This window comes from Mesorhizobium sp. Cs1321R2N1 (genome assembly GCF_037179725.1).
In the GTDB taxonomy this organism is placed as follows: domain Bacteria; phylum Pseudomonadota; class Alphaproteobacteria; order Rhizobiales; family Rhizobiaceae; genus Mesorhizobium; species Mesorhizobium salmacidum.
Genome location: NZ_JAPYKP010000018.1, coordinates 49,269 through 62,873, shown reverse-complemented (window position 1 = coordinate 62,873; position 13,605 = coordinate 49,269). Strand labels below are relative to the sequence as shown.

General features: G+C 62.2%; 11 protein-coding genes and 2 pseudogenes. 8 read left to right on the top strand and 5 right to left on the bottom strand.

The window, feature by feature from the left end:
- Positions 1-345, bottom strand: a pseudogene (locus O7A61_RS07720) (hypothetical protein); the annotation flags it as partial.
- A gap of 329 nt (positions 346-674) precedes the next feature.
- On the opposite strand from O7A61_RS07720, the gene cckA reads away from it, so the two are divergent.
- Together cckA and O7A61_RS07710 are read left to right on the top strand one after the other, a co-directional pair.
- The gene (gene cckA, locus O7A61_RS07715) at positions 675-3,251 is read left to right on the top strand and encodes a cell cycle histidine kinase CckA (RefSeq protein WP_337129220.1); all 2,577 of its coding nucleotides are present in this window, start codon (positions 675-677) and stop codon (positions 3,249-3,251) included.
- An 86-nt stretch (positions 3,252-3,337) separates the two neighbouring features.
- On the top strand, positions 3,338-4,051 hold the full coding sequence (locus O7A61_RS07710; protein WP_337129219.1) for a DeoD-type purine-nucleoside phosphorylase: 714 nt from the start codon (positions 3,338-3,340) through the stop codon (positions 4,049-4,051).
- A 99-nt stretch (positions 4,052-4,150) separates the two neighbouring features.
- Here the strand turns inward: O7A61_RS07710 and O7A61_RS07705 are convergent.
- Positions 4,151-4,543: pseudogene (locus O7A61_RS07705) on the bottom strand (hypothetical protein); the annotation flags it as partial.
- Positions 4,544-4,887: 344 nt separating this feature from the next.
- Here O7A61_RS07705 and urtA point away from each other — a divergent pair.
- The 6 genes from urtA to O7A61_RS07675 all read left to right on the top strand — a co-directional run bounded on the left by urtA (position 4,888) and on the right by O7A61_RS07675 (position 11,087).
- On the top strand, positions 4,888-6,165 hold the full coding sequence (urtA, locus tag O7A61_RS07700) for an urea ABC transporter substrate-binding protein (RefSeq protein WP_337129221.1): 1,278 nt from the start codon (positions 4,888-4,890) through the stop codon (positions 6,163-6,165).
- 116 nt (positions 6,166-6,281) lie between these two features.
- Positions 6,282-7,898: an urea ABC transporter permease subunit UrtB gene (gene urtB / locus O7A61_RS07695; protein WP_337129218.1), complete on the top strand. Its 1,617-nt coding sequence runs from the start codon at positions 6,282-6,284 to the stop codon at positions 7,896-7,898.
- Positions 7,895-9,130, top strand: coding sequence for an urea ABC transporter permease subunit UrtC (gene urtC, locus O7A61_RS07690; RefSeq protein ID WP_337129217.1), 1,236 nt, complete (start codon positions 7,895-7,897; stop codon positions 9,128-9,130). Before urtB ends, urtC begins: the two co-directional genes overlap by 4 nt.
- 6 nt (positions 9,131-9,136) lie before the next feature.
- On the top strand, positions 9,137-9,883 hold the full coding sequence (gene urtD / locus O7A61_RS07685; RefSeq protein WP_337129216.1) for an urea ABC transporter ATP-binding protein UrtD: 747 nt from the start codon (positions 9,137-9,139) through the stop codon (positions 9,881-9,883).
- Between the two features lie 69 nt (positions 9,884-9,952).
- The gene (gene urtE / locus O7A61_RS07680; protein ID WP_337129215.1) at positions 9,953-10,648 is read left to right on the top strand and encodes an urea ABC transporter ATP-binding subunit UrtE; all 696 of its coding nucleotides are present in this window, start codon (positions 9,953-9,955) and stop codon (positions 10,646-10,648) included.
- Positions 10,649-10,910: 262 nt separating this feature from the next.
- Entirely contained in the window at positions 10,911-11,087 is a 177-nt protein-coding gene (locus O7A61_RS07675) for a hypothetical protein (RefSeq protein WP_084636783.1), read from the top strand.
- A gap of 49 nt (positions 11,088-11,136) precedes the next feature.
- Here the strand turns inward: O7A61_RS07675 and O7A61_RS07670 are convergent, their stop codons facing one another.
- From O7A61_RS07670 to O7A61_RS07660, 3 genes are all read right to left on the bottom strand, one after another.
- A complete protein-coding gene (locus O7A61_RS07670; protein ID WP_337129214.1) occupies positions 11,137-12,285 on the bottom strand; it encodes a GGDEF domain-containing protein in 1,149 nt (382 codons plus the stop codon).
- 116 nt (positions 12,286-12,401) lie between these two features.
- Positions 12,402-12,635: a hypothetical protein gene (locus O7A61_RS07665; RefSeq protein ID WP_140503709.1), complete on the bottom strand. Its 234-nt coding sequence runs from the start codon at positions 12,633-12,635 to the stop codon at positions 12,402-12,404.
- Positions 12,636-12,791: 156 nt separating this feature from the next.
- Positions 12,792-13,598: a DUF72 domain-containing protein gene (locus tag O7A61_RS07660; protein ID WP_337129213.1), complete on the bottom strand. Its 807-nt coding sequence runs from the start codon at positions 13,596-13,598 to the stop codon at positions 12,792-12,794.
- Positions 13,599-13,605 lie beyond the last annotated feature (7 nt).

Genomic DNA, 13,605 nt, shown 5'->3' with positions numbered 1-13,605 from the left:
CGGGACAGGCTGCAGGCCGCCATCTCCGGTCAACGCAGGACGACGCGGCGCGGCGAGGCGGATGTCGCGTTCGACAACAACGTCGGTCGGGCCGCCGATCAGGAGCAGATGTTCGATGTCGTCGCGTCGCACCAGCACCAGTCGGCGATGGCTGTCGACGGCGGTGGCGTCCATGACAGCGAGCCGCGTCTTGCGGTTGCGGCCCCCCGCGACAAACGTGCCGAAGGTCAGGTTGCGCACGAGCCTGACGATGACGAGAACGATGACCAGCAGGATCAGCGCCGCGAAGGTCCACAGGAGTGCCGCCGCATAACCGGGACCCGCCACGCTATCCAGCCACTGCATTGGTTTCCCCTGATCGGTTTTGGAAAGTGACGCGACACTAGACCGTTGCGACTGGCCACCGCAAGTTGCCTTTCACGCATCGTGAACAGCTTGAAACACAGGGAAGGCCGGCCGACATCATTTTTATCTGACATTTGCCGCCCGGGCCTTTTCCGGACTAGGAGAATGTGATTCAACCGGCTAAAGCGCGTCGCGCTGAAGCAGATTCATGCGACGCGCTTTAGGTCCTTGTTTTTCATGCATGTCGTTTTCGCGAAACCGAAGTCACTTTTGGGCGACATGCATTAGGGGCGGGTGTCGGAAACTCGGATTTCACGAGCAGGGGGCATATGGCCAAGGAAGCGCGCGGCGATTTCTATCCGGTACCGATCGTCGACCAGAATACGCGACCGGGCGCGGTCACCCGGCTTATCATCTTCATCGTCGTTTTGACGGGAGCGGCAATCGTCTTCGGCCTTTTCCGGGAGCGCCTCGGCGATCCCTTCCTGCTCGGCATGCTCGGCGTGCTGGCGATGATCGGCGTCGGCTTCCTGTTCGCGACCGCGATCGGCTTCGTGCAGATCACACCGCGCTCGACGGGCGACGAACTGTCCAAGGCTTTCGTCGACTCGATGTCACAGGGCCTGCTGGTCACGGACACCAAGGGCCGCGTCGTCTACGCCAACCGGGCCTATGCCGATATGACCGGGGCTTCCTCGGCCGCAGACCTGAAGACGGTCGAAGGATTGCTCTCCGATATCCCCGAAGCCTCGGTGACCATCTACCGGCTGGCGTCCGGCCTGCGTGACGGGCAGCCGGGCGACGGCGAGTTCCGGCTCGCGCAATCGATCCGGCCCGGCGCTGAACCGGGCGCCCGCTGGTACCGGGCACGCGCCCGCACGTTCAGCGTTCCGGGCCAGCGGCTGCCGATGCTGGCCTGGCAGCTCGCCGATATTTCGCAGGAGCGGGCCGAGCAGGAGCGTTTCTTCCTCGATCTGCAGAAGGCCATCGATCACCTCGACCACGCACCGGCCGGTTTCTTTTCGGCCGACCAGGACGGCCGCGTCACCTACATCAACGCCACGCTCGCCGGATGGCTGGGCATCGACCTTGCCAGCTTCACGCCCGGCGCCGTCACCTTGCCAGATATCGTTGCCGGCGACGGCATGGCGCTGGTGCGCTCCGTCAAGGCGGATCCCGGCACGACGCGCAATGCGGTCATCGATCTCGACTTGACGACGATGACCGGCGAGGCGTTGCCGGTACGCTTCATGCATCGCGTTTCGGCCAGCCGGGAGGGCGTCGGCGGCCCGACACGCACCATCGTGCTCAACCGCACGCAAGGCGAGGATGCCTCGGCCGATCTGCGCGCTTCGGAAGTGCGCTTCACCCGCTTCTTCAATTCGACACCGATGGCGATCGCCGGTGTCGATGCCAGCGGGCGCATCCTTCGCACCAACGCACCTTTTCTTTCGCTGTTTTCCTCGGTCGTCGACCGCGATGCCGTGGATCGCCGCGTGCGGCTTGACACGGTGATCCATGACCGTGACCGGCCGGCCTTTGCAGCCGCGTTCGAGAAAGCCCGGCAGCGGCAGGCCGACATCGAACCGATCGACACCGTGCTGCCCGGCAATGAAGAGCGGCACATCCGTTTCTACGTCAACGCCGTCGCCGACGGCACCGGCGGCGAAGGAGCCGAGGAATCGGCCATCGTCTACGCCGTCGAGACGACCGAGCAGAAGGCGCTCGAAGGGCAGATGGCGCAAAGCCAGAAGATGCAGGCCGTCGGCCAGCTCGCCGGTGGCATCGCACACGACTTCAACAATGTGCTGACCGCCATCATCATGGCATCGGATCTGCTGTTGACCAATCACCGGCCGTCGGATCCGTCCTTCCCAGACATCATGAACATCAAGCAGAACGCCAATCGCGCGGCCTCCCTGGTGAGACAGTTGCTGGCCTTCTCGCGCAAGCAGACGCTGCGGCCGGAAGTGCTGAACCTCACCGACGTACTCGCCGATCTCAGGATGCTGCTTGCCCGGCTGGTCGGCAACGACATCAAGCTCAAGGTCGACCACGGCCGCGACCTGTGGCCGGTCAAGGTCGACATCGGCCAGTTCGAGCAAGTGGTGGTTAACCTGGCGGTCAACGCGCGCGACGCGATGCCGACCGGCGGCGATCTCACGGTGCGCACCCGCAACGTGACCGCCGAGGAGTGCAAGACCTTTGCCTATCGCGAACTCACCGCGGCCGACTATGTGGTGGTCGAAGTCGAGGATACCGGCAGCGGCATCGCGCCCGACGTGCTGAAGAAGATCTTCGAGCCGTTCTTCACTACCAAGGAGGTCGGCAAGGGCACGGGCCTTGGCCTGTCCATGGTCTACGGCATCATCAAGCAGACCGGCGGCTTCATTTTCTGTGATTCCGAACTCGGCAAGGGGTCGACTTTCCGCATCTTCCTGCCACGTCACATCGCTGAAGCGAAAAACGCAGCTGAGCCCGGCGAAGCGCCGGCCACGGCACCGGCCAAACCGGTCGACAATGCCAAGGACCTGTCCGGGTCGGCCACGGTGCTGCTGGTCGAGGACGAGGACGCGGTGCGCATGGGTGGCATGCGGGCACTGACCTCGCGCGGTTACACCGTTCACGAGGCGTCCTCGGGCGTCGAGGCGCTGGAAGTGTTCGAAGCGCTCGGCGGCAAGGTCGACATCGTCGTTTCCGACGTGGTGATGCCGGAGATGGACGGGCCGACGCTGCTCGGTGAATTGCGCAAACGCCAGCCGGACATCAAGTTCGTCTTCGTCTCCGGCTATGCCGAGGACGCATTCGCCAGGAACCTGCCGGCGGAGGCGCATTTCGGCTTCCTGCCAAAGCCGTTCTCGCTCAAGCAACTGGCCACGATCGTGAAGGATGTGCTTGAATCCTAGGTATTTCTGATGCCGCGCCCTTGCGCAACGCCGTAACAACGCCATGATTATTGACAATATGGCAGGCGGGCTTGGGGGAGCAGCTGTTGACGCCACACATCGAGGCAGGCAAGGGCGACTACGCCGACACGGTTTTGTTGCCGGGCGACCCGCAGCGCGCGGAGTGGATGGCGCAGACTTTCCTGGACGCGCCGCGCTGCGTCAATCGTCGACGCGGCGCGCTTGGTTTTACCGGCCTGTTTCGCGGCAAGCCCGTCAGCATTCAGGCGACGGGTATCGGCGTTTCGTCGTTCCTGATCTATGCGCATGAATTGCTTGACTATTATGGTGCCCGAACACTGATCCGTACCGGTACCTGCGGTACCCTGAGCGCCGAGGCAAAGCTGCGCAGCCTTGTGATCTCGCAATCGGCACGGCCTGAAGACACCGAGAGCGGTGGGGTCTTTGGCCTTTACGAAGCTGATGCCGGCCCGGATCCAGCGCTGCTCGCTTGCGCATTGGCCAAGGCAACCGAACTCGGCATCGACCACCACGCCGGCCTGACAGCCTGCACCGACATATTCTACCATCCTGAAGCGCCCGCCCGCTATGCCGATGCAAAGGCGCTCGGAGCGCTGGCCGTAGACATGGAAACCAGCGCTCTCTATCGCATCTCGGCGCATTTCGGCGCGAGGGCATTGTCGCTGCTGACCGTCGTCGACAATCTTATCACAGGCGAACAGGCCGACTATTCCGAACGCCAGGAGCTTTTCACCGACATGAGCCGCCTGGCGCTCGAAATTGCCACGCAAGGGCGCTAGGCGGCCTGGCGCTTCAGCACCTCCGCCATGGATGACCGGTGGCCGCGAAGAGGTGCAGACCGCTGGGCCCCCAATGGCGGCGAGGGCCTGCTGGTTGCCTCCCCGGGTGCAGGTCGAGGCGGTGAAGGCGCCATCGGGCTGCTTCATGATGATGTCGAAGGAGGGCGGGCTCTGGCCGTCGAGCGTTGCCTGGGTTATCGAGAGCGCGTTGCCGCCAGTGGTGTAGCCGCCCAGCGGGCCCAGCCACGAGATCACACCGTTTGCGTCCATCTGGTAATTGTAAGCCTGTTTGGCGGTACCGAAGGTGACAGGACCCGTGTAGACATTTCCCTTGATGGTGACGTCGCCGAGATTGAGGAACAGGCCGAGCAGGTAGACTTCGCAGTGATAGGTGCCATCGGGCATCTTGCCGTCGCTGAAGTCGGCCCGCGCCGCTCCGGTTGCCGCCGCCAGAGACAAGATGCCGATAAATATGCGTGAGATGCCTGTCATGATGCCGTCCGCTTGAACGACAAGCTTGCCCTATTTTTGCGCCGCGCCGCAACATTTGTCGCTCACGACGCGTGTGCTACGGCCAAAATATAGGCATTTGGAGAAAATGGGCTAAAATTAGGCAAACGCGCTCTACACTGCGCAATTTTCCCTCAATCAATTTTTAACCGGGTCTCTTCTATTTGTTCATTCTAATGTAACAACCATCTGATAATGTTGTGATATTTCCCTATTTTCGGCATACCGTCAGCGGTTGGCATGGGGGTTGCATTGCATTGTGGCGGTGCAATCAACCAGCTTGGGAGTCTTCCGTAATGAGGGGTAATTTCTCGACAATAGCAAAAATGTTCTCGGCGAGCGTGGTTGCCGCCGGTCTGATGACCGCTCCGGCCAGGGCTGCCGACGACACGATCAAGGTCGGCATTCTCCATTCGCTGTCGGGCACGATGGCGATCTCGGAAACGACGCTGAAGGACGCCATGCTGATGCTCATCGACGAGCAGAACGCCAAGGGCGGCCTGCTCGGCAAGAAGCTCGAAGCTGTCGTCGTCGATCCGGCATCCAACTGGCCCCTGTTCGCCGAAAAGGCGCGCGAGCTCATCTCGAAGGACAAGGTCGCGGCGGTATTTGGCTGCTGGACCTCGGTGTCGCGCAAATCGGTGCTGCCAGTGTTTTCGGAACTGGACAACATCCTGTTCTATCCCGTCCAGTATGAGGGTGAGGAGAGCGAGCGCAACGTGTTCTACACGGGTGCCGCGCCGAACCAGCAGGCGATTCCAGCTGTCGACTACCTGATGAGCGAGGATGGGGGTTCGGTGAAGCGCTGGGTGCTCGAAGGAACCGACTACGTCTATCCACGCACCACCAACAAGATCCTCGAAGCCTACCTGAAGTCGAAGGGCGTCGCTGCCGAAGACATCATGGTCAACTATACGCCGTTCGGCTTCGCCGACTGGCAGACCGAGGTTTCGGCGATCAAGAAGTTCGGCTCGGCCGGCAAGAAGACGGCCGTTGTCTCGACCGTCAATGGCGACGCCAACGTGCCATTCTACAAGGAACTCGGTAACCAGGGCATCAAGGCCGAGGACATTCCGGTCATGGCCTTCTCGGTCGGCGAGGAAGAGCTGGCCGGTCTCGACACCGCACCCCTGGTCGGCCATCTCGCCGCCTGGAACTATTTCGAGAGCATCGATACGCCCGAGAACAAGAAGTTCATCGCCGACTGGCACAAGTTCATCAAGAACGACAAGCGCACCACCAACGACCCGATGGAAGCCCATTATATCGGCTTCAACATGTGGGTGAAGGCGGTCGAGAAGGCCGGCACCACCGATCCGGACAAGGTCATCGACGCCATGGTCGGCGTTTCGGTGCCCAACCTGACCGGCAGCTATGCGACGATGATGCCGAACCACCACATCACCAAGCCGGTGCTGATCGGCGAAATCCAGGCCGACGGCCAGTTCGAAACGGTTTCGCGCACACCGGGCCTGGTGATGGGCGACGAGTGGTCGGACTATCTGCCGGACTCCAAGGACCTGATCTCCGATTGGCGCAAGCCTCTGTCCTGCGGCAACTTCAACGTTGCCACGGGCAAGTGCGGCGGCAAGGGCACAAACTGATCCTCCCAGGTCTGCCGGGCTGGGCCTTCAGGCCCATCCCCAGGACCGCGCGTCCGGGCGGTTTCCTCCACAGTCCGGACGCCTAATTTCAAGCCTCCAAGGGTCCACAGAAGCCGATGACCTTGATCCGCACGATTGGCCTGACGCTGTTGTTCCTGCTGGCGATGCTGTCGTCGTCGGGGGCAGGCGAAGCCGATCTGCGCGCCACCGTCGCCAAGTTCGCTACCGCCAAGGGTTTTTCGGACATCGGAGCAGTGGTGCATGAACTAACCGCCACAGGCGATCCAACGGTCGAAAGGCCGCTCTCGGCACTCGCCGACGGCAACCTCTATATCCGCAAGGCCGATTCCTTGGTTTTCGTCGGCAAGGAAGCCGGCGAAAGCGTCCAGCTTTTCGACGCGCTCGGCAGCGAAGCATCAGGCGAGGCTGCCAAGGACGACGTCACCAAGATCAAGGTCAACAACACGCTGCGACGCGTCATCCGCGACGCGCTGGGCACGTTGACGCTTGGCGCCAAGGATCCGGCCGCACGACTGGCCGCGGCCGATACGATGTTCAAAACGCCTGATGCCGCGAATATAGAGCCACTCGACACTGCGGTCGCCAAAGAGACCGTGGCCGGCGTCAAGGCCCTGCTCGGACAGGCTCGTGCGGCCTCGGTGCTTGTTTCCGATAGGCCTGAGGCCGACAAACTCGCCGCAGTCGCCTTGATCGGTACGCGTGGTGACCGCGATGCGGTTTCGCTGCTCACCTCGGTCGAAGCCAGTGCGTCGGGTGCGGTCAAGGACGCGGCGACGGCGGCGATCGCCAGCATCAATTCGACGCTGGCCTTGTGGGATGCCGGCCAGAACATCTGGTACGGGATTTCGCTGGGTTCGGTCCTGCTGCTGGCGGCGATCGGGCTTGCCATCACCTTCGGTGTCATGGGTGTCATCAACATGGCGCATGGCGAGATGGTGATGCTTGGCGCCTACACCACCTTCGTCGTCCAGCAGGTGATCCGGACATCCTTTCCCGGATTGTTCGACTGGTCGCTGGTGATCGCGCTGCCGCTTGCCTTCCTGGTCGCGGCGTTCGTCGGTCTCATCATCGAGCGCGGGGTGATCCGCTTCCTCTACGGGCGGCCGCTGGAGACGCTGCTGGCGACCTGGGGCGTCTCGCTTATCCTGCAGCAGGCGGTGCGCTCGATCTTCGGGCCGACCAACCAGCAGGTCGGCAATCCGTCCTGGATGTCCGGCTCCTTCGACATCGGGCAACTGGCCATCACCTGGAACCGTCTGTGGATTCTGGTGTTCGCGCTCACGGTGTTCGGCATGTTGCTCTACGTGATGAAGCGCACGCCCTGGGGCCTGCAGATGCGCGCCGTCACCGCCAACCGGCGCATGGCCGCCTCGATGGGAATCAGGACGCCGTGGGTCGACGCTTTGACTTTCGCGCTGGGATCGGGAATTGCCGGCATTGCCGGCGTCGCGCTCAGCCAGATCGACAATGTCTCGCCCAATCTCGGCCGCGGCTACATCATCGACAGCTTCATGGTCGTCGTCTTCGGCGGTGTCGGCAATCTCTGGGGTACGCTGGTCGGCGCCTTTTCGCTCGGCATCGTCAACAAGGTTCTCGAGCCTTATGCCGGCGCCGTCCTCGGAAAGATTGTCGTGCTGGTGCTGATCATCCTGTTCATCCAGAAGCGCCCGCGCGGCCTGTTCGCGCTCAAGGGCAGGGCGGTGGAATCATGATGTCAGGACGCTTCTTCGCCGCGGGTGCCGACCGCCGTATCGCCATCACCATTTTCGTCCTGCTGGCGATGGCCGTCATCGTGCCGCTGCTCAATCTGGCTGTCTCGCCGACCAGCGCCTTCTACATGCCGTCGTACATCGTAGCGCTGACCGGCAAATATCTCTGCTACGCGCTGCTGGCGCTCTCGCTCGACCTGGTCTGGGGTTATTGCGGCATCCTTTCGCTCGGCCACGGCGCCTTCTTCGCGCTCGGCGGCTATGCGATGGGGATGTATCTGATGCGTCAGATCGGCTCGCGCGGCGTCTACGGCAATCCGATCCTGCCCGATTTCATGGTGTTCCTGAACTACAAGGAGCTGCCCTGGTTCTGGACCGGCTTCGACCATTTCTGGTTCGCCGGCCTCATGGTCCTGGCAGTGCCCGGTCTGCTTGCCTTCATCTTCGGCTGGTTCGCCTTCCGAAGCCGTGTCACCGGCGTCTACCTCTCGATCATCACTCAGGCGATGACCTATGCGCTGCTGCTCGCCTTCTTCCGCAATGATATGGGTTTCGGCGGCAACAACGGCCTGACCGATTTCAAGGATATTCTCGGCTTCAACGTGCAAGCCGATGCGACCCGTTCGGCACTGTTCGCGGCCAGCGCCATCATGCTCGCACTCGCCGTCTTCATCACCTGGGCGATCGTCGGCTCCAAATATGGCAAGCTCCTGATGGCCGTGCGCGACGCTGAAAGCCGCACGCGCTTCCTCGGCTGGCGGGCGGAGAACGTAAAACTGTTTGCCTTCACCGTCTCGGCCGTCATGGCCGGCATTGCCGGCGCGCTCTATGTGCCGCAGGTAGGCATCATCAATCCCGGCGAGTTCGAGCCGTCCAATTCGATCGAGGTCGTAATCTGGGCGGCCGTCGGCGGGCGCGGCACAATCGTCGGGCCGATCATCGGCGCGCTGCTGGTCAATGCCGGGAAATCCTGGTTCACCGGCGTGCTGCCGGAATTCTGGTTGTTCGCGCTCGGCGGCCTGTTCGTCGCCGTCACCTTGCTCTTGCCCAAGGGCATCATCGGCATGTGGGACAGTTGGCGCGGCAATGCTAGGGCGTTGCGCGCGGCTTCCCTCGCTGAAGAGGCCGGCACCGAGGTTGGGATCGCGTCCGCGACGTCGAAGCCCGCTCGCTCGCCGGCGCGAAATCCGGGCGAATGGTCCTGGTCCGACCCCGAACCGCAGGCGGCGGAGTAAGCGACCATGAGCAAATCCAACACCATCCTCTATCTCGACGGCGTCTCGGTCTCCTTCGACGGCTTTCGCGCGATCAACAATCTGTCGCTGGTGCTCGACAAGGGCGAGATGCGCGCCATCATCGGCCCCAACGGCGCCGGAAAGACGACGATGATGGACATCATCACCGGCAAGACGAGGCCGGATGAAGGCGAAGTGTTCTTCGACGGCCAGGTGGACCTCACCAGGCATGACGAAGCCGAGATCGCCATGATGGGCATCGGCCGCAAATTCCAGAAGCCGACCGTTTTCGAAAGCCACACGATCGAAGAAAACCTGATGCTGGCGCTGAAGGGGCCGCGTTCGATCTTCCCGGCGCTGTTCCACCGCCAATCGGCGGCCGAGGCGCGGCAGATCGATGACATCCTTGGCATTATTCGGTTGGGCGACAAGCGCCGCGAGCTCGCAGCCAATCTCAGCCACGGCCAGAAGCAGTGGCTCGAGATCGGCATGCTGCTGGCGCAAGACCCGAAACTGCTTCTGGTCGACGAGCCGGTCGCCGGCATGACCGATGCCGAAACCGAGGAAACCGCACGGCTGCTCAAGGATATCGCCCGCGACCACTCGGTCATTGTCGTCGAGCACGACATGCATTTCGTGCGCGAGCTCGGCGTGAAGGTCACCTGCCTGCATGAGGGCTCGGTGCTCTCGGAAGGGACGCTTGATTTCGTCTCGGCCGACGAGCGCGTCGTCGAAGTCTATCTGGGGAGATGAGCATGGTCTGGCGGGTGCAATTCCATCACTTCGACATGTCGTTTCTTCGGTTCTGGAGAAGGCGCTGACATGCTCGAGGTTTCCCATGCCACGCTCCACTACGGCGCCGCCCAGGCGCTGCGCGGCGTGTCGCTGAAGGCGGGTGCGGGCAAGATCACCTGCGTGCTCGGCCGCAACGGCGTCGGCAAGACAAGTTTGATGAGATCGATCGTCGGCCATCACCGGCTGACGAGCGGAAGCGTTGCCTTCGAGGGGAAGGCGCTCGACCGGAGCGCGGCGTATGACCGCGCCCGGTCGGGCATCGCATTCGTGCCGCAGGGCAGGGAGATCTTTCCGCTGCTCAGCGTGCGGGAAAATCTCGAATCCGGTTTCGCGCCCTTGAGGCGCGCCGACCGCAACGTGCCGGCGCACGTCTTCGAGCTGTTTCCGGTGCTGAAGCAGATGCTTGGCCGCCGTGGCGGCGATCTTTCCGGCGGTCAACAGCAGCAGTTGGCCATCGGCAGGGCGCTGGTGATGCGGCCGAAGCTGCTAGTGCTCGACGAGCCGACCGAAGGCATCCAGCCCTCTGTTATCAAGGATATCGGCCGCGCCCTACGCTACCTGCGCGACCAGGCCGGCATCGCGGTGCTTCTGGTCGAACAGTATCTGGACTTCTGCCGAGAACTCGCCGACGAGGTCAACATCATGGACCGCGGCCAGATCGTCCACACCGGCCCAGCGGAAGATTTGGACCGGGCTGATGTTCGCAAATTCCTTACGGTCTAGAATCGGCGCTGAACTTCGTTTGAAGATTTGAAGTCCTTGGCAAGTCCAATATTTCTTCCGTCCATCATCTGCGTCTCTGGCACACGCAATATCGCATGCTAATCTTTTCTAGGCTTTGTGAGTCGGCCGCTTCCGTATCAGTCTGGTTATCGCAGATCGAGGCGCGGCGAAGGTTCTGCAAGTTCCACGCAAGCAAGGCTTCCTAGCTTCCCGATCTGATTGTCGTTCAAACGCGTTTGGGCACACAGGCTAAGGGACAGCCATGGAACGTTACGTCGAGGACTACCAGAAGCGGCGGCTTACCGAACGCGTCGACATCATCGCCGCCATCAACATCCTGAGGTCACAGGGCTGCGATTACGACGATCTGATCGAGGAGATCACCAAGGTCTTCTATGTCGACCTCGATGCCTTCAATGAAATCGTCATGGCGGCCTAAGGGCAGCCTTCGCTATCCAACAATCACAGCCTCGCCATGATACGCGTGATCAGCTCACGCGTCGGAAGGGAGAGGCGGTCACGCGATTGCGGCCTCCGCGCTTGGCATCGTAGAGCGCCTTGTCGGCGGCGTTGAGCACCTTGTCGAAGCTGAGCCCTTCCTTGCTGCCAAAGGCAAACCCGGCGCTGACCGTGCAGCTCAGCGAGCCGGTTTCGGTTTCTATCAGCCGCGTCGCGAATACGGCCCGGATTCGCTCTGCCGATTGCTCGACCGTTTCCGGCAGAGTGCGCTTCAGCACCAGTGCGAATTCTTCGCCCCCCATGCGCGCGGCGACGTCGGTCTGGCGAAGATTACCGGCGAGTTCCCTGGCGAACACCCTCAGCACCTCATCGCCCGCCGCGTGGCCGAATTCGTCGTTGATGGCCTTGAAGTTGTCGAGGTCGAAGACGACCACCGCGGTAAAGGCACCGACCGGGACGTCGCCGTGCATGTCGAACAGAGCGCGCCGGTTGAGCAGGCCGGTCAAGGGATCCGTCAGGGCGTTGCGGTGGTGGTACCTCGCCAAGCGCCCCTGGTTAAGGGCAAGCGAAAGCGCGCCGATACCTGTCATGCTGGCGATAACCACGATGAGGCTGAGCTCCTCGGCCCAGTTGCTTGGTGCGTGTCCCAGAACCAGTTTTCCTTCCCAGGCAAGAACCATGGCGCAGAGCGCGAAGGACGTGGCCGTGGCCGAATAGAGCCCGGTGATGCCGATCGTCAGGGCGGGTGCCTCATCGCGGCCTCGCCAATATTCGAATGCCGTGGCGAACAGCAGCAAGGCGGCGAACATGTTCTCGAACATGAAGCCGAGGCCATCATAGCCCAAAGCCATGGGAGGCAACGCAATCGCCAACGAAACGCAACCCCACAGCGCCCGCGGCAACGGCGAGCCGCCGGTTCGGAACTGATAGGCGGCACCCAGCATGGCCGAAAAGCCGATCAGCAGGAACGCGGAAGTGGCGATGCCGAGCAGACGCCCGGGCATGTCGATATAGGCGTCATAGATGAAAATATCGCCGACCACGAACACCAGGCTGATCGCCCATGTCAGCAGGAATTTTTCCGAGCGGGCGGTCAGCCACATGCCGAACAATGTCAGGCTGAGGCAAGCGGCGGAGAACCCGACGGCCAGCAGGAGTGAAGTGTAGTCGAGCGACATGCCCTCTTTCCCTGCCGGTGGCGGTTCCAGCTCCGCAGCTTGGCGTCGGCGCATTCATGCGGCAAGGAAGTGTCAATAAGGTTACGACGGGCCTAGAATGCCAGGATTTCTCCGTGTCAGAGAATTGCCACCGCTAACAGCATGAGGATGCCGACCCCCATCATCAGCAAGCCCGGCCAATCTTGCGAGAGGCCTAGGAAACGAAGGCCACGCCGGGGTGGCTCAAGCGTCGGACCTGTCGAGCCCGCAGGCGCCGAGCCGCCGCTCAACTGGCCGCGCCTGATGGCTGCGCCCGCCATGTACACAAGGCCGGCTATGGTCAGCAACGCTCCGATGAGGATGATAGCCATCTCTCCTCGCTTTTGCCCAACGCCCCAGGCGCCATGGAAACAGGCTCTCGGCTAGATAGGCAAAACGGTCAAGATGCCCCGCGGGTTCCGAATACGCAGCAACACTCGACCTCGAAGCCTCGACAAAAGACATGGCCGCGGTGCAAGCTTGCTATTTTAGTCGGCCACACGCCTCATCAGCGCCATCGCCCCGAACGGCGCACGCACCTTGCCCTCGGTGATAAAGTAGACGAACACGTCGCGCGGCTGGACCGGGGCGTCGGTGGCAGGGTCGGCGCGCCGCAGATCGGCCGGCTGCTTGCCTTCCGCCCAAATCTTTGCCCGCGCTGCCCATTCGTCGAGACCCTTTGGCGTGTAGCAATCGGGATTGTCGTCGCTGCCGGTCTGCAGCCGCGCATAGGCGAAATCGCCCGTGATATCGGCGATGTCAGGATATTTGGCATGGTCGGCATAGACGATCGCTGCCTTGTATTTGCGCGCGAGCGCGGCGAATTCCGGCACGATGAAGCTGTCGTTGCGGACTTCGAGCGCGTGGCGCAGCGCGACGCCGTCCTGCTTTTCCGGCAGCAGCTTCAGAAACGCTTCAAAATCGTCCGGATCGAACTTCTTCGTCGGCGCGAACTGCCACAGGATCGGCCCGAGCTTGTCGCCGAGCGCGGCAACGCCGGAACCCAGGAAACGCATCATCGATTCACCGGCTTCGCCGAGCACGCGCCTGTTGGTGACGAAGCGGTTGCCTTTCAGCGAATAGACGAAACCGTCCGGCGCCTCGTTGGCCCATTTGACGAAGGTCGGCTCCTTGAAGCTCGAATAATAGGTGCCGTTGACCTCGATGCTCGGCACCTGCCGGGTGGCATATTGCAGTTGCTTCGCCTTCGACAGTTTCTCGGGATAGAAGGACGTGTCCCAGGGCTCGAAGGTCCAGCCGCCCATGCCGGCGCGGATTGTTCCCGATGTGCTCATTGTCGTC